Source organism: Streptomyces sp. NPDC093065 (assembly GCF_044754585.1).
GTDB lineage: Bacteria > Actinomycetota > Actinomycetes > Streptomycetales > Streptomycetaceae > Streptomyces.
The window spans coordinates 98,132-123,498 of record NZ_JBIVPJ010000011.1 but is presented as its reverse complement, the minus strand read 5'-3'; the positions used below and the strand labels follow the sequence as shown (position 1 = coordinate 123,498).

Here is a 25,367-nt window from a genome sequence, read left to right as displayed (position 1 = left end):
GTGCTCACTTGGCGGAGTCCGCCACGAGCCGCTCGACGGCGTCGGCCGCGTCGCCGATGGCGGCCGGGTTCTGGCCACCGCCCTGCGCGACGTCCGGCTTGCCGCCACCGCCGCCGCCCAGGGTCTTGGCGGCGGCGCGCACCAGGTCACCGGCCTTGAGACCGCGCTCGCGGGCGGCGTCGTTGGTGGCGATGACCGTGAGGGGCTTGCCGCCCACCGTGGTGAACAGGGCCACGACCGCGGCCCGGCCACCCTGGATGCGGCCGCGCACGTCGAGGACCAGCTTGCGCAGGTCGTCGGCGGTGGTGCCGTCGGGGACCTGACCGGTCACGAGGGCCACACCGCGCACGTCCTTGGCGGAGTCGGCGAGCGAGCCGGCGGCCTGGAGGACCTTCTCGGCGCGGAACTTCTCGATCTCCTTCTCGGCGTCCTTCAGCTTGCCGAGCATCGCGGAGACCTTCTCCGGCAGCTCCTCCGGACGGCCCTTGATCAGCTCCTGGAGCTGGGCGACGACCGTGTGCTCGCGGGCGAGGAAGCTGTAGGCGTCCACACCGACCAGGGCCTCGATGCGGCGCACGCCGGAGCCGATGGAGGACTCGCCGAGCAGCTTGACCAGGCCGAGCTGGGCGGTGTTGTGCACGTGGGTGCCGCCGCACAGCTCCTTGGAGAAGTCGCCGATGGTGACGACGCGCACGCGCTCGCCGTACTTCTCGCCGAACTCGGCGATGGCGCCCTGCTTCTTGGCCTCGTCGATGCCCATGACGTCGGCGCGGACGTCGAGGTCGCGGGCGAGCACCTCGTTGATCTTCTGCTCGACGTCGGTCATCACGGCCGTCGGCACCGCGGAGGGCGAGCCGAAGTCGAAGCGGAAGCGGCCGGGCTGGTTCTCGGAGCCGGCCTGCGCGGCCGTCGGACCGAGGGCGTCGCGCAGCGCCTGGTGGGTGAGGTGGGTCGCCGAGTGGGCGCGGGCGATGGCCTTGCGGCGCCGGTCGTCGATGGAGGCCTGCGCCTTGGCGCCGACGGTGACCTCGCCGACCTGGACGACGCCCTTGTGGACGTACACGCCCGGCACCGGCTTCTGGCAGTCGCGGATCTCGATGACGGCGCCGGTGTCGACCCGGATCCGGCCGGTGTCGCCGATCTGGCCGCCGCCCTCGGCGTAGAACGGGGTGCGGTCCAGGACGATCTCGACCTCGTCGCCCTCGGTGGCGGCCGGGGAGGAGGCGCCGTCGACGAGGATGCCGACGATCGTGGACTCGCTCTCGGTGTCGGTGTAGCCGACGAAGTCGGTGGCGCCGGCCTTGTCGGCGATCTCCCGGTAGGCACCGGCACCGGCGTGGCCGGTCTTCTTGGCCTGGGCGTCGGCCTTGGCGCGCTCCCGCTGCTCCTTCATCAGGCGCCGGAAGCCGTCCTCGTCCACGGACAGCCCCTGCTCGGCGGCCATCTCCAGGGTGAGGTCGATCGGGAAGCCCCAGGTGTCGTGGAGCAGGAACGCCTTGTCGCCGGCGAGGACGGTGCCGCCGGAGGCCTTGGTGTCGCTGACGGCGGTGTCGAGGATGTTGGTGCCGGCCTTGAGCGTCTTGAGGAAGGCGTTCTCCTCGGCGAGGGCGACCTTCTCGATCCGCTCGCGGTCGGTGACCAGCTCGGGGTACTGCTGCCCCATCATGCCGATCACGACGTCGATGAGGTCCTTGACGACCGGACCGGTGGCGCCGAGGAGCCGCATGTTGCGGATGGCGCGGCGCATGATGCGGCGCAGCACGTAGCCGCGGCCCTCGTTGCCGGGGGTGACGCCGTCGCCGATGAGCATCACGGAGGTGCGCATGTGGTCGGTGACCACGCGCAGGGAGACGTCCGAGGCCTGGGCGTCGCCGTAGGCCACGCCGGTCAGTTCGGTGGCCTTCTTGATGACGGCCATGGAGGTGTCGATCTCGTACATGTTCTGCACGCCCTGCAGAATCATGGCGAGCCGTTCCAGGCCGAGGCCGGTGTCGATGTTCTTGCTCGGCAGCTCGCCGAGGATCTCGAACTCCTCCTTGCCGATGCCCTCGCCCCGCTCGTACTGCATGAAGACGAGGTTCCAGATCTCCACGTACCGCTCGTCGTTGACGGCGGGGCCGCCCTCGGCGCCGAACTCGGGGCCGCGGTCGTAGTTGATCTCGGAGCAGGGGCCGCAGGGGCCGGGGACGCCCATGGACCAGTAGTTGTCCTTCTTGCCGAGGCGCTGGATGCGCTCGGAGGGGACGCCCACGACGTCGTGCCAGATGCGCTCGGCCTCGTCGTCGTCCTTGTACACGGTGATCCACAGGCGCTCGGGGTCGAGGCCGTAACCGCCCTTGTCCTGGGGGCTGGTGAGCAGCTCCCAGGCGTACTTGATGGCGCCTTCCTTGAAGTAGTCGCCGAAGGAGAAGTTGCCGCACATCTGGAAGAACGTGCCGTGGCGGGTGGTCTTGCCGACCTCTTCGATGTCCGGCGTGCGCACGCACTTCTGGACGCTGGTGGCACGGTCGAAGGGCGGCTTGACCTCACCCAGGAAGTAGGGCTTGAAGGGCACCATGCCGGCCGGGACGAGGAGCAGAGTCGGGTCGTCCGCGATGAGCGACGCCGAAGGGACGACGGTGTGACCGCGCTCCTCGAAGAAGCTCAACCAGCGGCGACGAATCTCGGCCGACTCCATCAGTGGTCCTCATTCCGGTTGTACGAGTACGTCGTGTACGTGCTGTCGTCGACGACGGACTTCGGGTCCTTGCTGTTCTCGATGGCGGCGTGGCGCCGCAGTGCGGGCAGTTCACGGTCGACGGGGGCGTTCAGGCCCAGCGCGTCGTCCAGTTCGGCCTCCCGCTGGGCCATGTTGTCGCGGACGTCGAGCGCGAAGCCCACCGCGCGGTCCCTGACCCGGCCGCCCACGTCGAGCGCCTTGTTCGCCGCGGTGGCGGCGAGGCTGTCGGGGGTGAGCTGCTTGAGCTTGCGGTTGACCTTGGTGGTGGCCCACACACCGGCGGCCACGCCGGTGCCGAACCAGAACGTACGGCGGAACATCGCTCGGTCAGCCCTTCTTCCGCTTCGTCCGCCGCGCGGCCGGGAGCGTACGGCCCACGATCACGGTGCGCCGTGCCTGGCCGGCCGGGGCGGACATGTCCTCCTTGCGACCGCCGAGTGCCCGGCGCACGCCGTATCCGAACGCCGCGACCTTGACCAGCGGGCCGCCGAAGGTGGAGGCCACGGTGGTGGACAGCGCGGAGGCGTTCGAGGTGACCTCCTGGACGTCGGAGGCGATCGCGTCGACCCGGTCGATCTGGGTCTGCGCGCTGCGCACCGCCGCCGAGGCGTCGGCCAGCAGCGGGACGGCCTGGTCGGTCACGTCCGCCACGAGTTTGGTGGTCGTCCTGAGCGTCCGGGCCAGCCTCGCCAGTGCGACGGCGAGGAAGGAGACCAGGATCGCCCAGAAGACGGCCACCAGGATCCCGGCCACCTCGCCACCGGACACTGTGTGCACCCGCTCCCTGGAATACGCGCCTGAACATCGGGAAAGTCGTGCGCCGAGCCTATCGCGCCGGGCGCGGGGCTCCGTACCGGATTCCCCGTCGCGCGCGGCGCGCTCCGGCCGAGTCGCACGAAGCGATTGTACGGAGTGAATACGGTTCAGTACGCTCCGTGTTTCATGCGAGACCTTCGGCGCGACGGCGTCCCGCACGGCAATCTACCGCTGGAACTCGACGCCTTCGTGGGGAGGGCGACGGAGCTCGCGGAGCTGGCCGGGGCTCTGGACTCGGCACGGCTGGTGACCGTCACCGGCGCCGGTGGCGTCGGCAAGTCCCGGCTGGCCGCGCGGGCCGCCGGACGCCGCACGCCCCGGGACGGGGTGTGGCGGGTGCAACTGGCACCGGTGCGGGACGAGGAGTTCGTCGACTACGCGGTCGTGGAGGCGCTGGGCCTGACCGACCACACGACCCGGCTGCCGCGCGAGACCCTGCTCGCGCACCTGGCCGAGCGGGAGCTGCTGCTGCTTCTGGACGGGGTCGAGCACCTGGTGGACGCCTGCGCGTCGCTCGTGACCGACCTGCTGGGCCGCGCCCCGGGGCTCAGGGTGCTGGCGGTCGGGCGCAGGCCGCTGGACGTGGCCGGGGAGCGCCTGGTTCCGCTGGCGCCGCTGGGCACGGAGGAGGCGGTGGAGCTGCTGACGGTCCGGGCCGGGCAGCGCAGCGGTGTCCGCGGGTGCGCCGTCGACCCGGACACGGACCGGGTCGAGGTGCGCGAGCTGTGCCGGCGCCTCGACGGGATCCCGCTTGCGGTCGAACTGGCGGCGGGACGCCTGGGCGCGCTCTCCCCGGCCCAGGTGCTGCGCCGCCTCGACGACCGTTTCCGGCTGCTGGCGGGCGGCGACCGCACCGCGCTGCCCCGGCACCGGACGCTGCGCACGGCGATCGGCTGGAGCCACGAGCTGTGCACGCCGCCCGAGCGGCTGCTGTGGGCACGGCTCTCGGTGTTCGCCGGGCCGTTCGACCTGGAGGCCGCCGAGTACGTGTGCAGCGGGGACGGGCTGGCGGCCGACGAGGTGCTCGACGTGCTCTCCGCGCTGCTCACGCAGTCGGTACTGGCCCGGGAGGAGTCCCCGGCGGGGGTGCGCTACCGGATGCTCGACACGGTACGGGCGTACGGCGCCGACTGGCTGACGGCGACGGGGGACGCGGACCGGCTGCGGCGGCGGCACCGGGACTGGTACGTGGGCCTGGCGACCTGGTGCGAGCTGGAGTGGTTCTCCCCGCGCCAGGGCGAGGTCGCGGCGCGGGTGGACGCCGATCTGCCGAATCTGCGCAGTGCCCTGGAGCACTGCCTGGACGAGCCGGACGGCGCGCACCTGGGCCAGTACCTGGCGGGCGCCCTGTGGTTCCACTGGGTCGGCTGCGGACGGCTGTCGGAGGGGCGGCACTGGCTGGAGCAGGCGGTGCGGCTGGACGCGGAGCCGACGGCGGGCGAGCAGTCCCGGCTGAAAGCGCTGTGGGTGCTCGCCTACGTGGCGATCCTGCAGGGCGACTCGGTGCCCGCGCTGGCTGCGCTCCAGGAGTGCCGCGAGGAGGCGGAGCGCTCGGCGAACCCGACGGCGGTGGCGTACGCGGAGCACCGCACCGGCTGTCTGGCGCTGGTGACGGACGACCTGCCGCGTGCGGAGACGCTGTTGCGGTCCGCCCTGCACCGCTACCGGGAGATCGGCGAGCTGAACAGCAACGTGCTGATGGGTCAGGTGGAGCTGGCGATGGCCCGGGCGTTCCAGGGCGATCTGCCGGACGCGGTGCGCCTGTGCGAGGACGTGCGCCAGGTGTGCGAGGACCACGGGGAGCGCTGGGCCCGGGGGTACGCCCTGTACGTGTTGGCGTACGCGGCCTGGAGCGAGGAGGATCCCGTGCGCGCCCGCGAGCTGCTGGCCGACTGTCTGGGCGGTGCGCACCGCTTCCGCGACCAACTGGGCTCGGTGCTGGCGGTGGAACTGCTGGCCCTGGTCACGGTGGCGGAGGGCGACGCGGCGGAGGCGGCGGTGCTCCAGGGCGCGGCGGGGCGGATGTGGCCGTCGGTGGGGCTGCCGCTGTTCGGCTCGGCCCACTACAACGCGCCGCACGAGCTGTGCGAGGCGGCGGCCCGGGAGCAGCTGGGCGACGAGCGGTACGAGGAGTGCGTGCGGCACGGGGCGCGGCTGGGCCGCCGGGAGGTGGTGGCGCGGGCGCTGCGCAGGCCCGGGATGCCCGCCTCGCTGCCGGCCCCGCGTTCGGCGGCCGGGGGGCGGGCCGCGACGGGCGCCGGCACGGCGAAGCCCGCCGCCTCGCCCACCGGGAAGGGCGGGGAGACGGCGGGCTGAGGTACCGCTGGTACTGCGCCGGGGCCGGGATCAGCGGGCGTAGTACTCGACGACGAGCTGCTCGTCGCAGATCACCGGGATCTCCTTGCGGTTCGGCTCACGGTCCAGGCGGAACGCCAGGGCCTTGAGGTTCACCTGGAGGTAGCGCGGGGTCTCGCCGTCGGGGGCGAAGCCACCCTCGCGGGCGATGGTGAAGAGGGTCTTCTCCTTGGAGCGCTCGCGCACCTGCACGACGTCGTCCGGGCGGACGCGGAAGGACGGCTTGTCGACCTTCTGGCCGTTGACCTGGATGTGGCCGTGGACGACCATCTGGCGGGCCTGGTAGATCGTGCGGGCGATGCCCGAACGCAGGACCAGCGCGTCGAGACGGCGCTCGAGCTCGATGACCAGGGCCTCGCCGGTCTTCATGTTGGTCTTGGAGGCACGCTCGTAGGCGCGCACGAGCTGGCGCTCGCTGAGGTCGTACTGCGCGCGCAGACGCTGCTTCTCGAGCAGACGGACCTTGTAGTCCGAGTTCTGCTTGCGGCCGCGGCCGTGCTCGCCCGGCGGGTAGGGGCGGGCCTCGAAGTACTTGACGGCCTTCGGGGTCAGCGCGATGCCGAGGGCACGCGACTTCTTGACCTTGGGGCGGGGCTGGTTCGCCACTGTCTGTGTCTCTTTTCTGGATTTCCGGCTTGTCAGGGTTGTGGGAGGTCGCAATCCGCAGCCGGGGAAACCCGCCGGGTCCGCTGACGGACCTGTCGGGCAGCCGCTCCCCTGGTCTGGGCACATACGTGCAGCACGCGAGTGGCCCACCGACCGCTCCCGGAAGCCGGGTGGTGGTGGGCTGCCCGCGACACCGATCGACGGTGCGCGACGCTCCTGGAACCCCGGAGGGTTCCGGCCGGTTGTCCCGTTCTGACGGCACGGGACTCGGCGCTCCGGCCGAGTGTACAGGCCGCTCAGGACGGCTTGCGACCGAGGTGCCCGCGGGTCCACTCCACGGCGTCCGCGTACCGGGCCTCGGCGCCGTGCCGGGTCGGCGTGTAGTACGTCCGGTCCTTCAGCCCGTCCGGGGCGTACTGCTGGGCGGCGATGCCCTCGGGCAGGTCGTGCGGGTACACGTAGCCCTGGCCGTGTCCCAGCTTGCCCGCGCCCTTGTAGTGGCTGTCGCGCAGGTGCGCGGGGACCGGTCCGGCGTGCCCCTTGCGCACGTCGTCCAGGGCGGCGCCGATGGCGGTGGTCGCGGCGTTGGACTTGGGGGCCAGCGCCAGGGCGATGGTGGCGTGGCTGAGGGTGAGGGAGGCCTCGGGGAAGCCGATCATGGCGACGGCCTGGGCGGCGGCGACGGCGATCTGCAGGGCGTTGGGATCGGCCAGGCCGATGTCCTCGCTGGCGGAGATCATCAGGCGCCGGGCGATGAAGCGGGGGTCCTCGCCGGCCTCGATCATCCGGGCCAGGTAGTGCAGGGCGGCGTCCACGTCGGAGCCGCGGATGGACTTGATCAGGGCGCTGGCGACGTCGTAGTGCTGGTCGCCGTCGCGGTCGTACTTCACCGCGGCCCGGTCGACCGTCTCCTCCAGCGTGGTCAGGCCGATCTCCGCCTCGCCCTTGTCGAGCGCGGCCCCTGCGGCGGCCTCCAGGGCGGTCAGCGCGCGGCGGGCGTCGCCGCCGGCGATGCGCAGCAGGTGCTCCTCGGTGTCCTCGGGGAGGGCGAGGGCGCCGCCCAGGCCGCGCTCGTCGCCCAGGGCGCGGCGGAGCAGGTCGCGGAGGTCGTCGTCGGTGAGCGGTTCGAGGGTGAGCAGGAGGGAGCGGGAGAGCAGCGGGGAGATCACCGAGAAGTACGGGTTCTCGGTGGTGGCGGCGATCAGGGTGACCCAGCGGTTCTCGACGGCCGGGAGCAGGGAGTCCTGCTGGGCCTTGCTGAAGCGGTGGATCTCGTCGAGGAAGAGGACGGTCTCCTTGCCGTATCCGCCGACCGCGCGGCGCGCGCCGTCGATGACCGCGCGGACCTCCTTGACACCCGCGGTGATCGCCGACAGCTCCACGAACCGCTTGTTGGTGGCCTTGGAGACGACGTACGCCAGGGTGGTCTTTCCGGTGCCCGGCGGGCCCCAGAGGATGACCGAGGACGGCCCCGCGGGACCGGACGCGCCCTCGCCGACCAGGCGGCGCAGGGGGGATCCGGGTTTGAGCAGGTGCTGCTGGCCGACGACCTCGTCGAGGGTGCGCGGGCGCATCCGCACGGCGAGGGGGCTGCCGGTCGGGTCCTTCTCCTGGCGTTCTTCGGCTGCGGCGGTGAACAGGTCGGGCTCCACGCCCTGAACCCTAAATGACCGCACCGACAACGCGGCGGGCCCGGTGGGCCCGCCGGCGCGGAAGGACGGGTCAGCTGGTCCAGAAGTCCCACCAGCGGGTGAGGATCATCATGCCGATGATGCCGATGTGCAGCACCGGCAGGACCCAGGTGAACTCGCCGAAGAAACCGCGCAGCCAGCCCGGCGCGGGCAGGAAGCCCTTGCGGACGTTGAAGGAGGTCACGTACCAGAACATCAGGATCGTGGCGACCCAGGCCAGGCAGCACCACAGGCACAGCGAGTTGATCCGGTACAGGGACTGGAACTGCAGCCAGGAGACGAACGCCACACCGAACAGACAGCCGGCGTTGAAGGTGAGCCAGTACCAGCGCGGGAAGGTGGCGCGGGCGAGCAGGCTCATGCCGACGCAGATCACGATGCCGTAGGCGACGAGGCCGAGCATCGGGTTGGGGAAGCCGAAGACGGAGGCCTGGTCGCTCTCCATGATGTTGCCGCAGGAGACGACGGGGTTGAGGCTGCAGCCGGGAGTGAAGGTGGTGCCGGCGACCTTGGCCTCGAGGATCTTCTGCTTGTCGATCGTGATGACCCAGGCGGCGAGCAGGCCGGCCGCACCCGTGATCACCAGCAGCAGCGCGAGGGCCCGGCTGCCGCCCTCGGTGCGCGGGATGCGGGCGCCGGCGTCCGGCGCGGACTCTGCCACGGTGGAGACGTCCTTCACTGTCGTCTTGCTCATCACGCCGATTCCGTCACTGGAGAGTGGTACCTGCTTCGGGCAGGGGCCATTGTGCCGCACAAGCCTGTAGGGGCACCGTTCGATGAGCCTATGAACGGGCCGGCGATCACCCGGGAGCGGCGCGTTTTGGCCATCACCCGTTCCCCAGGGGCACACGCGAGCGAAACGCGTGCCCCTGACGGGTGCCGGCGTGCTAGCCGAGCCTCGACTCCAGCTCCGCCACGATCTCGTTGACGCCGATCGCGGTCTGCTCTCCGGACTCCATGTCCTTGAGCTGGACGACGCCCTCGGCCAGGTCGCGTTCGCCGAGCACCAGGGTGTAGCGGGCGCCGGAGCGGTTGGCCGCCTTCATCGCCGCCTTGAGCCCCTTGCCGCCGTAGGAGAAGTCGGCCGCGACGCCGTTCTTGCGCAGCTCGGTGACCTTGGCGAACAGGATCCTCCGGGCCTCCTCGCCCAGCGGGACCGCGAAGACCGAGGTCGCGGACGGGATGTCCGGTTCGATGCCCTCCGCCTCCAGGGCGAGGACGGTGCGGTCGACGCCGAGGGCCCAGCCGACCGAGGGCAGGGAGGGGCCGCCGATCATCTCGGACAGGCCGTCGTAGCGGCCGCCGCCGCCCACCGCGGACTGGGAGCCGAGGCCGTCGTGGACGAACTCGAAGGTCGTGCGCGTGTAGTAGTCCAGGCCGCGCACCAGCTTCGGGTCGTCCTCGAAGACCACACCCGCGGCCGTGATCAGCTCGCGCACCTCCTCGTGGTACGCCTTGCAGGCGTCGCACAGGTAGTCGCGCAGCAGCGGTGCGTCGGTGAGCTGCTTCTGCACGTCCGGGCGCTTGTCGTCCAGGACGCGCAGCGGGTTGATCTCCGCGCGGCGCAGGGTCTCCTCGTCGAGGTCGAGCCCCCGCAGGAAGTCCTGGAGCGCGGCCCGGTAGACGGGACGGCACTCCTTGTCGCCCAGCGAGTTGAGCAGGATGCGGAAGTTCTGCAGGCCCAGCGCGCGGTACGACTGGTCGGCCAGGATGATCAGTTCGGCGTCCAGGGCCGGGTCCTCGGCGCCGATCGCCTCGGCGCCGACCTGCGAGAAGTGGCGGTAACGGCCCTTCTGGGGGCGCTCGTAGCGGTACTGCGAGCCCGAGTACCAGACCTTCACCGGCAGGTTGCCCGCCTTGTGCAGGTTGGCCTCCAGGACGGCGCGCAGCACGGGAGCGGTGGTCTCCGGGCGCAGGGCGAGGCGGTCGCCGCCCTTGGTCTCGAAGACGTACATCTCCTTGGTCACGATGTCGGTGGACTCACCGACGCCGCGTGCGAACAGCTCGACGTTCTCGAAGCCGGGTGTCTCGATGTAGCCGTAGCCGGAGTTGCGCAGCGGGGCGGCGATGGCCTCGCGGACCGCCAGGAACTTCGCGGAGTCGGGCGGCAGCAGGTCGTACGTGCCCTTGGGGGCCTTGAAGGTGCTCACGGAAGGTCTCGTCACATTCCTCGTCGGGGCGCCTCGGGGGCGCCCTGGCCGGCTGCCACCTGCCGCAAGTACGGGTTGGTGGCGCGTTCCTGGCCGATGGTCGTCTGGGGGCCGTGTCCGGACAGCACCACGGTCGAGTCGTCGAGCGGCAGGCACACGCGTGCCAGGGACTCGAGCATGTCGTCCATGGAGCCGCCGGGGAAGTCGGTGCGTCCGACGGAGCCGGCGAACAGCAGGTCGCCCGAGAACATGACCGGCGGGATGTCCGCCGCCTCGGGCAGGCCGAAGGTCACCGACCCCTTGGTATGGCCCGGCGCGTGCGCGACCGACAGGTTCAGGCCCGCCAGCTCCAGCTGCGCGCCGTCGGTCAGCTCCTTGACGTCGTCCGGCTCCCCCACGGTCAGCTCGCCCATGAGCGGCATGCCGATGCTGCGGCCGATCCCCTTCTCGGGGTCGCTCATCATGAAGCGGTCCTCGGGGTGGATCCAGGCCGGCACGTCGTGGGCGCCGCACACCGGGACGACCGAGGCCACGTGGTCGATGTGGCCGTGGGTGAGGACGACGGCGACGGGCTTGAGCCGATGCTTGCGGATCGCTTCCTCGACTCCGGGGGCCGCCTGGTGGCCCGGGTCGATGATCACGCACTCCTCACCGGCGGCGGGGGCGACGAGGTAGCAGTTCGTCCCCCAGGCCCCGGCGGGGAACCCGGCAATGAGCACGATCGTCCTTCGTTTGGGTCGGTACGGGTGGGCTTGCGAACGGATCGCGCCCATGGTCAGAGCCTACCGGCGGTGCCGATTCCTCAGCGAACCCATATACGGTACGGGGCTACACGCCCACGGTCGGCTCATCGCACCCACGCGTACCGGTCGGCACACGAAGACGCATGAGGAGAGAACCCGGTGGTCACCCAGGAGCAGCGGCGGCGTCAGCTCGCCCGGGAGAAGTTCTTGCGGCAGCAGCAGCGACGCACCTCCGCGCGACGCAAGGCGCGCATGCGCAACGCCGCGATAGCGTCGGTGCTCGGCGTGATTCTGATCGGCAGTGTCGCGCTGTACACGACCGGAGTGGTCCTGGGGGACGACGACGACAGCAAGACGAACGCGGGCGCGGAGGTCACGCCGAGCGCCTCGGCGCCCAGCAAGGCTCCGGACCCGTGCGACAAGCCCGCCGAGGGCAAGGTCAAGACGCAGACCTGGAAGAAGGAACCTGCGATGACCGTCGACGAGTCGGCGAAGTACACGATGAAGCTGGCGACCACGTGCGGCGACATCGACATCGCGCTGAAGGCGAAGGCCGCACCGCACACCGTCAACTCGTTCGACTTCCTGGCCGGGAAGGGCTACTTCGACCACACCAAGTGCCACCGGCTCACCACCGAGGGCATCTACGTGCTCCAGTGCGGCGACCCCACGGCCCAGGGCAACGGCGGCCCCGGCTACAACATCCCGGACGAGAACCTGAAGGACAAGAGCCTCAAGGACAACGTGTACCCGGCGGGCACGGTGGCGATGGCGAACACGGGCCAGCCGGACTCGGGCGGCAGCCAGTTCTTCCTCGTGTACCAGGACAGTCAGCTGCCGCCCAGCTACACGCCGTTCGGCACCGTCTCCAAGGAGGGCATGACGGTACTGAAGAAGATCGCCTCCGCGGGGGCCCAGCCCGCGGACCCCACGACCGGCAACACCGCCCCCAACGCGACGATCGTGATCGACAAGGCCACGGTCACGAAATCCTGACCCTCATCAGCGAAAGTTCGACTCGCGCGGGTGCGGACAGGCCCCCCGCCGGTCGCCTATGTTGGCCGTGACGAAACTGTGGACGATGCCCGGGGGTAGCGAAGCCCTCCGCAGGCATCATGTGGAGGAGGCGCTGTGAGCAGCGACCCGTGGGGCCGCGTCGACGAGACGGGGACCGTGTACGTGCGTACGGCCGACGGCGAGAAGGTCGTCGGTTCCTGGCAGGCAGGCTCCCCCGAGGAGGCGCTGGCCTACTTCGAACGCAAGTACGAAGGCCTGGTTGTCGAGATCGGCCTCCTCGAGAAGCGCGTGAAGACCACCGACCTGTCGGCCAAGGACGCCCAGACCGCCGTCGACCACCTGCGCGAGCAGGTGGACGCGCACCACGCGGTCGGCGACCTGGACGCGCTGCGGGCCCGGCTGGACAAGCTCGTCGCGCTCGTGGAGACCCGGCGCGAGGAGCGCAAGGCCCAGCGGGCCAAGCAGTCCGACGAGGCGCGTGGTGCCAAGGAGGCGCTGGTCGCCGAGGCGGAGGAGCTGGCGCGCTCGGACCAGTGGCGGGCGGCCGGTGAGCGGCTGCGGTCCCTGGTCGACACCTGGAAGGGCCTGCCGCGCCTGGACCGCAAGTCCGACGACGAGCTGTGGCACCGCTTCTCGCACGCGCGCTCGGCGTTCTCCAAGCGCCGCAAGCAGCACTTCGCGCAGCTCGACGCCCAGCGCGAGGAGGCCCGCCGGACCAAGGAGCGGCTGGTCTCCGAGGCCGAGGCGCTGTCGAACTCGACGGACTGGGGGCCGACGGCCGCGCGCTACCGCGACCTGATGTCCGAGTGGAAGGCCGCGGGCCGCGCCCAGCGCGAGCACGAGGACGACCTGTGGAACCGCTTCCGCGGCGCCCAGGACGTGTTCTTCGCCGCCCGCAGCTCGGTCTTCGCGGAGCGGGACGCCGAGCAGACGGAGAACCTGAAGCTCAAGGAGGAGCTGGCCGGGGAGGCCGAGAAGCTCGTCCCGGTCACCGACCTCAAGGCGGCCCGCGCCGCGTTCCGTTCGGTCAACGAGCGCTGGGAGGCCATCGGCCACGTGCCGCGGGACGCCCGGCCGAAGGTCGAGGGGCGGATGCACGCGGTCGAGCGGGCCCTCCAGGAGGCCGAGGAGGCCGAGTGGCGCCGGACCAACCCGGAGGCACGCGCGCGTGCCGAGGGTCTGACCGGTCAGCTCCAGGCCGCCGTCGACAAGCTGCGCTCCCAGATCGAGCAGGCCCGCTCCCAGGGCAACGACGCCAAGGCCGACAAGCTCGCACGCGAGCTGGAGGGCCGCCAGGCGCTCCTCGACCAGGCGCTCAAGGGACTGCACGAGTTCGGCGGCTGACGGTCGCCGGCCGCACAGGAGAGGGGCCCCCGTACGCGATGTACGGGGGCCCCTCTCCTGTGTGCGCCGCTGCGGCCCGCTACGACGGCCTGCGCGCCGAGGTCACCCGGTACACGTCGTAGACGCCCTCCACGCCGCGTACGGCCTTCAGGACGTGCCCGAGGTGCTTGGGGTCGCCCATCTCGAAGGTGAAGCGGGAGGTGGCGACGCGGTCGCGGGAGGTCTGGACGGCCGCCGAGAGGATGTTGACGTGCTGGTCGGACAGGACGCGGGTGACGTCCGAGAGGAGCCTGGAGCGGTCCAGGGCCTCGACCTGGATGGCGACCAGGAAGACCGAGGACTGCGTGGGCGCCCACTCGACCTCGAGGATTCGCTCCGGCTCGCGTGACAACGAGTCCACGTTCACGCAGTCGCTGCGGTGGACGGAGACACCGCTGCCGCGGGTGACGAAGCCGATGATCGGGTCGCCGGGGACGGGCGTACAACAGCGGGCCAGCTTGACCCACACGTCCTCGACGCCCTTGACGACGACGCCCGGATCCGCGCTGGTCCGGCGTTTGCGGCCGCGGCCGCGGGCCGGCGGGACCGACTCGTCGATCTCCTCGGTGGCCGCCTCCTCGCCGCCGAGCGCCTGGACCAGCTTCTGCACGATGTTCTGCGCGGAGACGTGGCCCTCGCCGATCGCCGCGTACAGCGCGGAGATGTCGGAGTAGCGCATCTCGTGTGCGAGCGTGACCAGCGAGTCGCCGGTGAGGATGCGCTGGATCGGCAGGTTCTGCTTGCGCATCGCGCGGACGATGGCGTCCTTGCCCTGCTCGATCGCCTCGTCCCGGCGCTCCTTGGAGAACCAGGCGCGGATCTTGTTGCGGGCGCGCGGCGACTTCACGAAGCCCAGCCAGTCGCGGGAGGGGCCCGCGCCGGCCGCCTTGGAGGTGAAGACCTCGACCAGGTCGCCGTTGTCCAGGGTCGACTCCAGCGGCACCAGCCGCCCGTTGACCCGTGCCCCTATGGTGCGGTGGCCGACCTCGGTGTGGACGGCGTAGGCGAAGTCCACGGGGGTGGCGCCGGCCGGGAGCGCTATGACGTCGCCCTTGGGGGTGAAGACGAAGACCTCGTTGCGGGAGAGGTCGAAGCGCAGGGACTCCAGGAACTCGCCGGGGTCCTCGGTCTCCTTCTGCCAGTCGAGCAGCTGGCGCAGCCACGCCATGTCGTTGAGGTGGTCGTCCTTGCTCTTGCCGGACGACCTGGGGGCGTCGGTGCGCACCTTGGAGGCGCCCGCGACGGCCTCCTGCTTGTACTTCCAGTGCGCGGCGATGCCGTACTCCGCGCGGCGGTGCATGTCGAAGGTGCGGATCTGCAGCTCGACCGGCTTGCCCCCGGGCCCGATGACCGTCGTGTGCAGCGACTGGTACATGTTGAACTTGGGCATCGCGATGTAGTCCTTGAACCGCCCCGGAACCGGGTTCCAGCGGGCGTGGACCGTGCCGAGCGCCGCGTAGCAGTCGCGGACGGTGTCCACCAGGACGCGGATGCCCACCAGGTCGTAGATCTCCGCGAAGTCCCGGCCGCGGACGATCATCTTCTGGTAGACGCTGTAGTAGTGCTTGGGGCGGCCGGTGACGGTCGCCTTGATGCGGGCCGCGCGCAGATCCTGCTGGACCTCGTCGGTGACCACGGCGAGGTACTCGTCGCGCTTGGGGGCGCGCTCGGCGACCAGGCGGACGATCTCGTCGTACATCTTGGGGTAGAGGATCGCGAAGGCGAGGTCCTCCAGCTCCCACTTGATGGTGTTCATGCCCAGCCGGTGGGCGAGCGGCGCGTAGATCTCCAGGGTCTCGCGCGCCTTCTTCTCCTGCTTCTCGCGCTTGAGGTAGCGCATGGTGCGCATGTTGTGCAGGCGGTCGGCGAGCTTGATGACCAGGACACGCGGGTCCTTGGCCATGGCGACGACCATCTTGCGCACGGTCTCGGCCTGCGCGGCCTCGCCGAACTTGACCTTGTCCAGCTTGGTGACGCCGTCGACGAGCAGGGTGACCACGTCGCCGAAGTCGCGGCGCAGGTCCTCCAGGCCGTACTCGGTGTCCTCGACGGTGTCGTGCAGCAGCCCGGCCATCAGCGTGGCCGGGTCCATGCCCAGTTCGGCGAGGATGGTGGTGACGGCGAGCGGGTGCGTGATGTACGGGTCGCCACTCTTGCGCTTCTGGCCGCGGTGCCAGCGTTCGGCGACCTGGTAGGCGCGCTCGATCTGGCGCAGGGTCGCCGTCTCGATCTTGGGGTCGTTGCCGCGCACTATCCGCAGCAGCGGCTCCAGGACCGGGTTGTACGGGTTGGCACGCTGGACGCCGAGGCGGGCGAGGCGGGCGCGGACGCGGTTGGAGGAGCCGGAGCGGGCCGGCTGCCCCGCGGGGGTGCGGACCACGGGCGCGTTCTGCGGGCGCTCGGCGGGCAGCGGCTTGGGCCGCGGCTGCTGCTCGGCCGGCTTGTCGACCGGCGCGGACGGGGCATGCTGGATCGGCCCGCGCGTGTCGTTCTTCGCCTGGGGCGCGCTCGGCGCGGGCTTCGCCGCGGACGCCGAGGCGGACTCGGGCTTTGCGGCGGTCAGTGGCTGGGCCTCGTCTGGCAAGAGGACTCCTCGTGCGCGATCCGGGTCCCCCGGTCAGGCTCCGGATACCCCATGGTAGCGATCCTGCCCTCCGGGATCGCCTTCTGGCCGATGTGAGGGCTGTCAACCCGTGCAACGCCTGAGGCGGGCGCCGGATTCCTCCGGGCCCGCCCCAGGTGTGCGGTTCGCGTGGTTCAGACCGTGAGCAGCGCCTTCAGCGGCGCCCCGGCCAGGGCCGGCTCCAGACGGGCGCGCCCGCCGAGGAAGCCCAGCTCCATCAGGACGGCGAGGCCCGCGACCTCGGCACCGGCCCGGCGGATCAGCTCCAGCGAGGCCTCGGCGGTGCCCCCGGTGGCGAGGACGTCGTCGACGACCAGCACGCGGTCGCCCGCGGTGAGGTCCTCGGCGTGCACCTCGATCTCGGCGGAGCCGTACTCCAGGTCGTACGCCTGGCTGAGCGTGGCTCCGGGGAGCTTGCCGGCCTTGCGTACGGGGATGAAGCCGAGGCCCGCCCGCAGGGCCGCCGGGGCGCCCAGGATGAAGCCGCGGGCCTCCAGACCGACGACCTTGGTGGCGCCGGTGTGTCCGGCGACCGCGGCGAGCGCGTCGGTCAGGGCGGCGAACGCCGCCGGGTCCGCGAGGAGCGGGGTGATGTCCTTGAACACCACGCCCGGCTCCGGGTGGTCGGCCACGTCCCGGATGCGGCTGAGGAGCAGCTCCGTGATGTCGGTCGTTCCGGTCATCGGCGCTTCCCCGAGGGCCGGCCGCGTCCCCTGCCACGGGACGCGGGCTGGTTGCGGGGCCCGACGACCGCGGGTGCCGCGTCGTCGGCCTCGTCGTCCGCGTACGGGGCCTCGTCCCCGGCGGCCGGTGCCTGCTCGCCCTTGGCCGACGCCTGGGCGCGCTTGGCGAGGACCCGCTTCTTGAGGGCCTTCATCTGCGGCTCGGCCTCCTTGAGGTCGGCGACGAGCGGCGTGGCGATGAAGATCGACGAGTAGGCACCCGCGGCGAGACCGACGAACAGCGACAGCGAGATGTCGTTGAGCATGCCGGCGCCGAGGACACCGCCGCCGATGAACAGCAGGCCCGCCACCGGCAGCAGCGCGACCACCGTGGTGTTGATGGAACGGACCAGGGTGCTGTTGATCGAGCGGTTGGCGATCTCCGCGTAGGTCCAGCGGGTCTGCTTGGTGATGTCCTTCGTCTGCTCCTTGAGGCTGTCGAAGACGACGACCGTGTCGTAGAGCGAGTAACCGAGGATCGTCAGCAGACCGATCACGGTGCCCGGTGTGACCTCGAAGCCGACGAGGGCGTAGATGCCCACCGTGATGGTGATGTCGTGGATCAGGGCGACGAAGGCGGCCACCGCCATCCGCCACTCGAAGGCGATCGCCAGGTAGATCACCACGAGGACCATGAAGATCCCCAGGCCCTGCCAGGCCTTGCTCGCGATCTGGTCACCCCAGCTGGGGCCGACCAGGTCGGCGTTGATCTTCTCCGCCGGGACGTCCAGGTTCTTGGAGAGGTCCTCCTTGATCTGGTCCGACTGCTGGGTGTCGGTGCCCGCGATCTGGATGCGGAGGCTGCCGTCGCCGAGCTTCTGGACGATCGCGTCGTGGCCGGAGGCCTCCTCCGCCCAGGTCTCGGTCTGGGCGACCGAGGCGCTCATGTTCTTCGGGGTGGTGAAGACCGCGCCGCCCTGGAACTCGATGCCCATGTGCAGACCGCGCACCGCCAGGCCGACGATGGCCGTGATGGTGATGAGGATCGAGATGCCGTACCAGATCTTGCGGTTCTTGACGAAGTCGTAGCCGACCTCGCCGTGGTGCAGTCGGGCGCCGAGTGTGCCGAGCTTCGACATCTCTCACGCCTCCTTCGGGTCGACAGGGCCGGCGGCAGGACGGGACGGACGGCGGGTGCGGCGCAGCGGAGGCTTGGCACCCAGGGCCTTGGGGTCGAGGCCGGACCACTTGTGACCGCTCGCGAAGAACTTGCGCCGGGCCATCAGCGTCAGCAGCGGCTTGGTGAAGAGGAAGACCACCACCACGTCGAGCAGGGTCGTCAGACCCAGTGTGAACGCGAAGCCCTGCACCTTGCCGACCGTGACGATGAAGAGCACCGCCGCGGCGAGGAAGGACACGAAGTCGGAGACGAGGACGGTGCGCCGGGCACGCGGCCAGGCCCGCTCGACGGCGGGACGCAGCGTGCGGCCTTCCCGGATCTCGTCGCGGACGCGTTCGAAGTACACGATGAACGAGTCCGCCGTGATGCCGATGGCGACGATGGCACCGCACACGGCCGGCAGGTTCAGCGCGAAGCCGATGGTCGGGCCGAGCAGCGCCATGATCACGTACGTGAGACCGGCCGAGACCAGCAGCGAGCACACGGCGATGAACGACAGGCCGCGGTAGTAGAACAGCAGGTAGAGCACGACCAGGGCGAGGCCGATGGCGCCCGCGATCAGACCGGCCTTGAGCTGCTCACCGCCGAGCGCGGCGGTGACGGTGGTGACGCTGTCCTCCTTGAAGGTCAGCGGCAGCGCGCCGTAGGACAGCATGTTGGAGAGGCTCTGGGCCTCCTCCTGGTCGAAGCTGCCGGAGATCTCCGCGTTGCCGCCGGTGAGCTCCTGGCTGACGTACGGGTCGGAGACGACCTCGTTGTCCAGGACGATGGCGAACTGGTTCTGCGGGGACTGCTTCTGGGCCAGCTGTCCGGTGATGTCCGCGAACTTCTTGCTGCCCTTGTCCGTGAACTTCATCGTCACGGTCCAGCCGGCGGCGGTCTGCGTGTTGTAGACGGCGTCGGCCTTGTCGACCTCGGTGCCGTCGACCGCGGCGGGGCCGAGGACGTACTTCTGCCACTGGCCCTGCGAGTTCTGGCCGCAGGCCAGCGTCGAGTCGCCCGGCTTGGCACCCTTGCCGGCCTTGGCGCGGGCGTTCTTGTCGGTGCAGTCCAGGGCCGCGTACTGCTGCTGCAGCTTGGCGGCCTCGTCGTCGCCGGAGGCGCTGGCGCTCGGGGACGGGGAGGCGCCGTCGGAGCTCTTCCCGGACGGGCTGGGGTCGGCCTTCAGGGCGTCGCCGACGGCGCGGCCCTGGGTGGTGGCGCTGGCCGACGCGGGGTCCGACGGGGTGCCGCTGCTCGGCTTGTCGCCGTCGGTGGCCTTCTCGCCGTCGGTGGCCTTGTCGGTCGCCTTGTCCGTGGCCTTGTCGGTCGCCTTGTCCGGGGCGCCGCCGGTCTCGCTCGGCGAGGGGCTGCCGGTCGCGTCGGCGCCGGAGAGTTCGGTGGCGAGAACCGGACGGAAGTACAGCTTGGCGGTGGTGCCGACCTGCTGCCGGGCTTCCTTCGAGTTCGTCCCCTTGGGGATGTTGACGATGATGTTCCGGTCGCCCTGGGTCTGGACCTCGGCCTCGGAAACACCCAGACCATTGACACGGCGGTTCATGATCTCGACCGCGGTGTCCATGTTGGTCTTGTTGATCGCGGACTCCTGGCCCGCCTCCGGCACGGCCCGGAGCGTGATGCTCGTGCCGCCCGCCAGGTCGATGCCGAGACGCGGAGTCGTGTGTCCGGAGGCGAACATGCCTCCGGTGAGCGCCACGATGGCGATCAGGATCAGGGCCAGCGAGCGCCCGGGCTTACTCTGAGCGCTCGCATTCTTTCCCTTTTTAGGTGCTACCACCTTTGCGTACTCCCTCTCGGGCCGCTTCGCGCCCAGAAGGCGTCACCGGCGGCCATCACATGGTGTCCGGATCCGTGCGAGCCGCGCGTCACGCGGGGTGCGCGGGAACCCGTCCCGCGCACCCCGGGGCACGGCTTACTTCGCCTCGGAACCGCCGTCGGACTTCCTCGCCTGCTCGTCCGTCTTCGCCTCGGCGGGTGCGGCGTCGACCGTCGGCTCGTCGGCCGGCTCGTCGTCCGGCTCTTCGGCCTTCTTGCCGAGGTCGACGGACTTGTCGTCGGAGGCGGCGTCGGCGGGGGCGTCGGTCTCGGTGAGGGAGGAGGCGTCGTCGGGGACGACGTCCGCGTCGGACTTCAGGTCGTGCTCGATGCCGTGCACGATGCGGTTGTACTCGTCGTCGGTGAGGACGGCGCCGATGCTGTTCTTGGCGAAGAGCAGCTCGACCCCGGGACCGGCGTCGAGGAGGACCGTGTCGTCGTTGACCTCCTTGACCGTGGCGTACATGCCCCCGATGGTGCGGACCCCGGAACCGGGTTGCATCTCGTTCCGCATGTTGGCGGCCTGCTGCTGCTTCTTCTTCGCCGACCGGGTCATCAGGAACATGGCCCCGATGAGCACGATGAACGGGAGGAGGGTCACGAGACTCACGGGTCGGTACTTCCTTCACACGACCGCGATGGTGAGCGGCCTGATGGTTGGGGGTGTGTACGCCGCCGACAAGGGCGGCATCGGCGGAGTCTAGGCGAGTCCGCGCGCATGGAACAACGCCCAGCATGGCACCGGGGTTCCTGCTCCGGCGAATGTGCCCCGCGTGAGCGGGTCGTCACGCCCCGAACAAGTCCTGTTGTCCGTTTCCTGAACTCTGCGAACGCGGCGGGGTGAGGCCGAGATGGGCCCATGCGGCCGGAGTGGCCACCCGCCCGCGTGGGGTGCGGGCGAGCAGACCCTCCCGTACGAGGAAGGGTTCGGCGACCTCTTCCACTGTCTCACGCTCCTCCCCCACGGCGACGGCGAGCGTGGACAGGCCGACCGGCCCGCCGCCGAACAGCTTGAGGAGGGCCTCCAGGACTCCGCGGTCGAGACGGTCCAGGCCCCGGGCGTCGACCTCGTAGACGGCGAGGGCCGCCGCGGCGATCTCCTGGGTGATCAGGCCGTCGGCCTTGACCTGGGCGTAGTCGCGGACCCGGCGCAGCAGGCGGTTGGCGATGCGGGGGGTGCCGCGGGAGCGGCCGGCGATCTCGGCGGCGCCGGTGGTGTCGATCCCGACGTCGAGGAGGCCGGCGGAGCGGTGGATCACGCGTTCCAGTTCGGCCGGTCCGTAGAACTCCATGTGGGCGGTGAAACCGAAGCGGTCGCGCAGCGGCGGCGGCAGCAGTCCCGCTCGCGTGGTGGCGCCGACCAGGGTGAACGGGGGCAGCTCCAGGGGGATGGCGGTGGCACCCGGCCCCTTGCCGACGATGACGTCGACACGGAAGTCCTCCATCGCCATGTAGAGCATCTCCTCGGCCGGCCGGGACATGCGGTGGATCTCGTCGAGGAAGAGGACCTCGCCCTCCTGGAGGGAGGAGAGGATCGCAGCGAGGTCGCCGGCGTGCTGGATGGCGGGGCCCGAGGTGATGCGGATGGGCGCTTCCATCTCGGCCGCGATGATCATGGAGAGGGTGGTCTTGCCGAGGCCGGGGGCACCGGACAGCAGCACGTGGTCGGCGGTGGCCCCGCGCGCGCGTGCGGCGCGCAGCACCAGGTCGAGCTGCTCGCGGACCTTCTCCTGGCCGATGAACTCGCCGAGGTCCTTGGGTCGCAGGGCGGCCTCCACGGCCTGGTCCTCGCCGTCGGCGACAGCACCCACCAACCGCTCGGCGGCGGCCTCCGCGTCGGTCGTGTCGTCCCAGTTCACTTCGTTCTCCTTGCCGTGGCGCACCGGGTGGGTGGTGGCGGGCGTGGTCAGCGGGCGCGGTTCAGCGTCTGCAGGGCCGCCTTGAGCAGCGCGCCCACCTGCGGGGTGCCCCCGGCGGCCTCCGCCTGCGGCGCCACGGCGGAGACGGCCTCGTCTGCCTCGCGGGTGGCGTACCCGAGGCCGATGAGGGCGGCGTGCAGCTGGTCGCGCCAGCCGGTGCTGACCGGGGCGCCGACGGCGGGGGCGCCGATCGGTTCGCCGAGCCGGTCCTTCAGCTCCAGGAGCAGCTTCTGCGCGCCCTTCTTGCCGATGCCGGGGACGGCGGTGAGCGCCTTCTCGTCTCCGGTGGAGACGGCTCTGCGCAGGGCGTCGGGCTGGTGCACGGCGAGCATGGCCTGGGCGAGGCGGGGGCCGACGCCGCTGGCGGTCTGGAGCAGCTCGAAGACCTGGCGCTCGTCGTCGTCGGCGAAGCCGTAGAGGGTGAGCGAGTCCTCGCGGACGACGAGGGAGGTGGCGAGCCTGGCGGGCTTGCCCAGCCGCAGGGTGGAGAGCGTGTTCGGCGTGCACTGGACGGCCATGCCGACGCCGCCGACCTCGACCACCGCTGCGTCGGGGGCGAGGGCGGCGACGGTGCCGCTGACGAAGGCGATCATGCGGGGCGGCCTTTCGACGGGTGGGGGGTCTGCGGGCGGCGCGCGCCCTGGGAGGCGTGCCGGGCGACGGCCTGCTGGAGGCGGTTCTGCGCGGGGGCGCGCCAGATGTGACAGATGGCGAGGGCGAGGGCGTCGGCGGCGTCGGCCGGTTTCGGCGGGGCGTCGAGCCGCAGCAGGCGGGTGACCATGGCACCGACCTGTGCCTTGTCGGCGCGCCCGCTGCCGGTGACGGCGGCCTTGACCTCGCTGGGGGTGTGCAGGGCGACGGGGATGCCGCGCCGGGAGGCGCACAGGATGGCGACGGCGCTTGCCTGGGCGGTGCCCATGACGGTGCGGACGTTGTGCTGGCTGAAGACGCGCTCCACGGCGACGAACTCCGGCCGGTGTTCGTCCAGCCACCGCTCGATGCCCTGCTCGACGGCGACGAGGCGGTGACCGAGGTCGGCGTCCGCGGGCGTGCGGACGACGCCGACGCCGACCATGGTGAGCGGCCGCCCCGCGACGCCCTCCACGACGCCGACTCCGCAGCGGGTCAGCCCGGGGTCCACCCCCAGTACGCGCACGGCGCCTCCTTTGCGGCTGAACCGCCGCCGCTCTCGCGGACCCGGCCGGTCACCGTCGGGGTTGCTCAATCGACGGTCGCGGTCCGTGGACGGTGATCTTTGACATGCGTAAGGCTATCGGGTGCCACCGACAACGCGACGGGCCGACGGGTGGTGTCCCGTCGGCCCGCTGAGCAGGGGACGCGTTACGCGTCGACCTTCTCCATGACCTCGTCGCTGACGTCGAAGTTGGCGAAGACGTTCTGCACGTCGTCGCTGTCCTCCAGGGCGTCGATGAGCCGGAAGATCTTCCGCGCGCCGTCCTCGTCCAGCTCGACCTGCATGGTGGGGACGAAGTTGGCGTCGGCGGACTCGTAGTCGATGCCGGCCTCCTGGAGGGAGGTGCGGACCGCGACCAGGTCGGTGGCCTCGCTGAGCACCTCGAAGGACTCGCCGAGGTCGTTGACCTCCTCCGCTCCCGCGTCCAGGACGGCGCCGAGGACGTCGTCCTCGCTCAGCTCGCCCTTGGGCACGATCACGACGCCCTTGCGGTTGAACAGGTACGACACCGAGCCCGGGTCGGCCATGGAGCCGCCGTTGCGGGTCATGGCGACGCGGACGTCGGAGGCGGCGCGGTTGCGGTTGTCGGTGAGGCACTCGATGAGCACCGCGACGCCGTTGGGGCCGTAACCCTCGTACATGATCGTCTCGTAGTCGGCGCCGCCGGCCTCCAGGCCACCGCCGCGCTTGACCGCGGAGTCGATGTTCTTGTTCGGGACCGACTGCTTCTTCGCCTTCTGGATGGCGTCGTACAGCGTCGGGTTGCCCTCGATGTCGACGCCGCCCATGCGCGCCGCGACCTCGATGTTCTTGATCAGCTTCGCGAAGAGCTTGCCGCGCTTGGCATCGATCACGGCCTTCTTGTGCTTCGTCGTAGCCCATTTAGAGTGGCCGGACATCTGCCTGTCTCCTTCGCGTAACCCATCTCCTGCAACGAACGCAGGAATCCTACAAGGACCGGGCCGCCCGGTTCGCGCGCACCATGTCGGCGAAGAGCCGGTGCACGCGGTGGTCACCGGTCAGTTCCGGGTGGAACGACGTGGCCAGCGCGTTGCCCTGGCGTACGGCGACGATGTGGCCGTCGTGTTCGGCGAGCACCTCGGTGGCGGCGCCCACGGACTCCACCCAGGGGGCACGGATGAAGACGCCCTCCACGGGATCGCCCTCGACGCCCTGGACGTCGACGGCGGCCTCGAAGGACTCGTTCTGCCGGCCGAAGGCGTTGCGGCGCACGATCATGTCGATGCCGCCGACGGTCTCCTGCCCGGAGCGCGGGTCGAGGATCTTGTCGGCCAGCATGATCATGCCGGCACAGGTGCCGTAGACGGGCATGCCGTCACGCACGCGCGCGCGAAGCGGTTCCATCACGCCGAAGAGGACGGCGAGCTTGGAGATGGTGGTGGACTCGCCGCCGGGGACGACCAGGCCGTCCACCTCGGCGAGTTCTTCGGGGCGCCTCACCGGCCTGGCCACGGCGTCGGCCACGGCCAGGGCGACAAGGTGCTCCCGTACGTCGCCCTGGAGCGCCAGGACGCCGATGACGGGGGTGTCACTCATGGGTCGGGGGCCTTACCAGCCGCGGTTGGCGTAGCGCTCGGTCTCGGGGAGGGTGTCGCAGTTGATGCCGACCATGGCCTCGCCGAGGTTGCGGGACGCGTCCGCGATGATCTTCGGGTCGTCGTAGAAGGTGGTGGCCTTCACGATGGCGGCGGCGCGCTTGGCCGGGTCGCCGGACTTGAAGATGCCGGAGCCGACGAAGACGCCCTCGGCACCGAGCTGGCGCATGAGCGCGGCGTCGGCCGGGGTGGCCACACCGCCGGCCGAGAAGAGGACGACCGGGAGCCTGCCCAGCTCGGAGACCTCCTTGACCAGCTCGTAGGGGGCACGCAGGTCCTTGGCGGCGGCGTACAGCTCGTTGTTGTCGTAGCCGCGCAGCCGGGCGATCTCGTTCTTGATCTGGCGCAGGTGGCGGACGGCCTCGACGACGTTGCCGGTGCCGGCCTCGCCCTTGGAACGGATCATCGCGGCGCCCTCGGCGATCCGGCGCAGGGCCTCACCGAGGTTGGTGGCGCCACAGACGAAGGGGGTGGTGAAGGCGAACTTGTCGCTGTGGTTGACCTCGTCGGCCGGAGTGAGGACCTCGGACTCGTCGATGTAGTCGACGCCGAGGGACTGCAGGACCTGGGCCTCCACGAAGTGGCCGATGCGGGACTTGGCCATCACCGGGATGGAGACCGCGTTGATGATGCCCTCGATCATGTCCGGGTCGGACATCCGGGCCACGCCGCCGTCCTTGCGGATGTCGGCGGGGACGCGTTCCAGGGCCATGACGGCCACGGCGCCCGCGTCCTCGGCGATCTTCGCCTGCTCCGGCGTGACGACGTCCATGATGACGCCGCCCTTGAGCTGCTCGGCCATGCCGCGCTTCACACGGGCGGTGCCGGTCTCGGGTGCCTGGTTTTCGGGGAGCGTGCTGGACACGGGTACCTCGCT

At 70.9% G+C, this 25,367-nt stretch carries 22 protein-coding genes; 3 read left to right on the top strand and 19 right to left on the bottom strand.

The genetic code is table 11. From position 1 onward, the window contains the following. Positions 1-4 precede the first annotated feature (4 nt). From alaS to ACIQFU_RS20555, 3 genes are read right to left on the bottom strand one after another with little or no spacing between them, the layout of a single operon-like run. Positions 5-2,677: an alanine--tRNA ligase gene (gene alaS, locus ACIQFU_RS20565; RefSeq protein ID WP_402553285.1), complete on the bottom strand. Its 2,673-nt coding sequence runs from the start codon at positions 2,675-2,677 to the stop codon at positions 5-7. Further along, the gene (locus tag ACIQFU_RS20560) at positions 2,677-3,039 is read right to left on the bottom strand and encodes a hypothetical protein (RefSeq protein WP_402553283.1); all 363 of its coding nucleotides are present in this window, start codon (positions 3,037-3,039) and stop codon (positions 2,677-2,679) included. The genes alaS and ACIQFU_RS20560 overlap by 1 nt, the downstream gene beginning before the upstream one ends. 7 nt (positions 3,040-3,046) lie before the next feature. After that, entirely contained in the window at positions 3,047-3,496 is a 450-nt protein-coding gene (locus tag ACIQFU_RS20555; RefSeq protein ID WP_402553281.1) for a DUF948 domain-containing protein, read from the bottom strand. Between the two features lie 165 nt (positions 3,497-3,661). Here ACIQFU_RS20555 and ACIQFU_RS20550 point away from each other — a divergent pair, with 165 nt between their 5' ends. Then, positions 3,662-5,851, top strand: a complete 2,190-nt coding sequence (locus tag ACIQFU_RS20550) for an ATP-binding protein (protein ID WP_402553280.1) — start codon at positions 3,662-3,664, stop codon at positions 5,849-5,851. A 30-nt stretch (positions 5,852-5,881) separates the two neighbouring features. On the opposite strand, the gene rpsD is transcribed toward ACIQFU_RS20550, so the two are convergent. From rpsD to ACIQFU_RS20525, 5 genes are all read right to left on the bottom strand, one after another. Next, entirely contained in the window at positions 5,882-6,496 is a 615-nt protein-coding gene (gene rpsD / locus ACIQFU_RS20545) for a 30S ribosomal protein S4 (protein ID WP_003977321.1), read from the bottom strand. Between the two features lie 296 nt (positions 6,497-6,792). Next, entirely contained in the window at positions 6,793-8,148 is a 1,356-nt protein-coding gene (locus ACIQFU_RS20540; protein WP_402553278.1) for a replication-associated recombination protein A, read from the bottom strand. Positions 8,149-8,218: 70 nt separating this feature from the next. After that, a complete protein-coding gene (locus ACIQFU_RS20535; RefSeq protein WP_402553277.1) occupies positions 8,219-8,881 on the bottom strand; it encodes a vitamin K epoxide reductase family protein in 663 nt (220 codons plus the stop codon). A 193-nt stretch (positions 8,882-9,074) separates the two neighbouring features. After that, positions 9,075-10,337, bottom strand: coding sequence for a histidine--tRNA ligase (gene hisS / locus ACIQFU_RS20530; RefSeq protein ID WP_402553275.1), 1,263 nt, complete (start codon positions 10,335-10,337; stop codon positions 9,075-9,077). 11 nt (positions 10,338-10,348) lie between these two features. Further along, positions 10,349-11,056, bottom strand: a complete 708-nt coding sequence (locus ACIQFU_RS20525; RefSeq protein WP_402553274.1) for an MBL fold metallo-hydrolase — start codon at positions 11,054-11,056, stop codon at positions 10,349-10,351. A gap of 183 nt (positions 11,057-11,239) precedes the next feature. On the opposite strand from ACIQFU_RS20525, the gene ACIQFU_RS20520 reads away from it, so the two are divergent. Further along, positions 11,240-12,076 (top strand): peptidylprolyl isomerase, encoded by an 837-nt coding sequence (locus tag ACIQFU_RS20520; protein WP_402553272.1) that lies wholly within the window; start codon positions 11,240-11,242, stop codon positions 12,074-12,076. A 135-nt stretch (positions 12,077-12,211) separates the two neighbouring features. Next, positions 12,212-13,441, top strand: coding sequence for a DUF349 domain-containing protein (locus ACIQFU_RS20515; RefSeq protein ID WP_402553270.1), 1,230 nt, complete (start codon positions 12,212-12,214; stop codon positions 13,439-13,441). A 79-nt stretch (positions 13,442-13,520) separates the two neighbouring features. On the opposite strand, the gene relA is transcribed toward ACIQFU_RS20515, so the two are convergent. From relA to pdxS, 11 genes are all read right to left on the bottom strand, one after another. Further along, on the bottom strand, positions 13,521-16,064 hold the full coding sequence (gene relA / locus ACIQFU_RS20510; RefSeq protein ID WP_402553268.1) for a GTP pyrophosphokinase: 2,544 nt from the start codon (positions 16,062-16,064) through the stop codon (positions 13,521-13,523). 173 nt (positions 16,065-16,237) lie between these two features. After that, positions 16,238-16,786: an adenine phosphoribosyltransferase gene (locus tag ACIQFU_RS20505; protein WP_402553266.1), complete on the bottom strand. Its 549-nt coding sequence runs from the start codon at positions 16,784-16,786 to the stop codon at positions 16,238-16,240. After that, positions 16,783-17,904 carry a protein translocase subunit SecF gene (gene secF, locus ACIQFU_RS20500; RefSeq protein ID WP_402553265.1) on the bottom strand — a complete coding sequence of 374 codons (1,122 nt, stop codon included), beginning with the start codon at positions 17,902-17,904 and terminating at the stop codon, positions 16,783-16,785. Before secF ends, ACIQFU_RS20505 begins: the two co-directional genes overlap by 4 nt. Positions 17,905-17,907: 3 nt before the next feature. Beyond that, positions 17,908-19,722 (bottom strand): protein translocase subunit SecD, encoded by a 1,815-nt coding sequence (gene secD / locus ACIQFU_RS20495; protein ID WP_402553263.1) that lies wholly within the window; start codon positions 19,720-19,722, stop codon positions 17,908-17,910. Between the two features lie 135 nt (positions 19,723-19,857). Further along, positions 19,858-20,370, bottom strand: a complete 513-nt coding sequence (gene yajC, locus ACIQFU_RS20490; RefSeq protein WP_402553262.1) for a preprotein translocase subunit YajC — start codon at positions 20,368-20,370, stop codon at positions 19,858-19,860. Between the two features lie 175 nt (positions 20,371-20,545). After that, the gene (gene ruvB / locus ACIQFU_RS20485; protein WP_402553261.1) at positions 20,546-21,619 is read right to left on the bottom strand and encodes a Holliday junction branch migration DNA helicase RuvB; all 1,074 of its coding nucleotides are present in this window, start codon (positions 21,617-21,619) and stop codon (positions 20,546-20,548) included. Between the two features lie 47 nt (positions 21,620-21,666). Beyond that, positions 21,667-22,272, bottom strand: coding sequence for a Holliday junction branch migration protein RuvA (gene ruvA, locus ACIQFU_RS20480; protein ID WP_042825788.1), 606 nt, complete (start codon positions 22,270-22,272; stop codon positions 21,667-21,669). Next, positions 22,269-22,835 carry a crossover junction endodeoxyribonuclease RuvC gene (gene ruvC, locus ACIQFU_RS20475; RefSeq protein ID WP_402553258.1) on the bottom strand — a complete coding sequence of 189 codons (567 nt, stop codon included), beginning with the start codon at positions 22,833-22,835 and terminating at the stop codon, positions 22,269-22,271. The genes ruvA and ruvC overlap by 4 nt, the downstream gene beginning before the upstream one ends. Before the next feature lie 185 nt (positions 22,836-23,020). Next, on the bottom strand, positions 23,021-23,773 hold the full coding sequence (locus ACIQFU_RS20470) for a YebC/PmpR family DNA-binding transcriptional regulator (protein WP_402553257.1): 753 nt from the start codon (positions 23,771-23,773) through the stop codon (positions 23,021-23,023). A gap of 49 nt (positions 23,774-23,822) precedes the next feature. Next, positions 23,823-24,431 (bottom strand): pyridoxal 5'-phosphate synthase glutaminase subunit PdxT, encoded by a 609-nt coding sequence (gene pdxT, locus ACIQFU_RS20465; protein ID WP_402553255.1) that lies wholly within the window; start codon positions 24,429-24,431, stop codon positions 23,823-23,825. Positions 24,432-24,443: 12 nt separating this feature from the next. Further along, positions 24,444-25,355, bottom strand: coding sequence for a pyridoxal 5'-phosphate synthase lyase subunit PdxS (gene pdxS, locus ACIQFU_RS20460; RefSeq protein ID WP_402553253.1), 912 nt, complete (start codon positions 25,353-25,355; stop codon positions 24,444-24,446). Positions 25,356-25,367 lie beyond the last annotated feature (12 nt).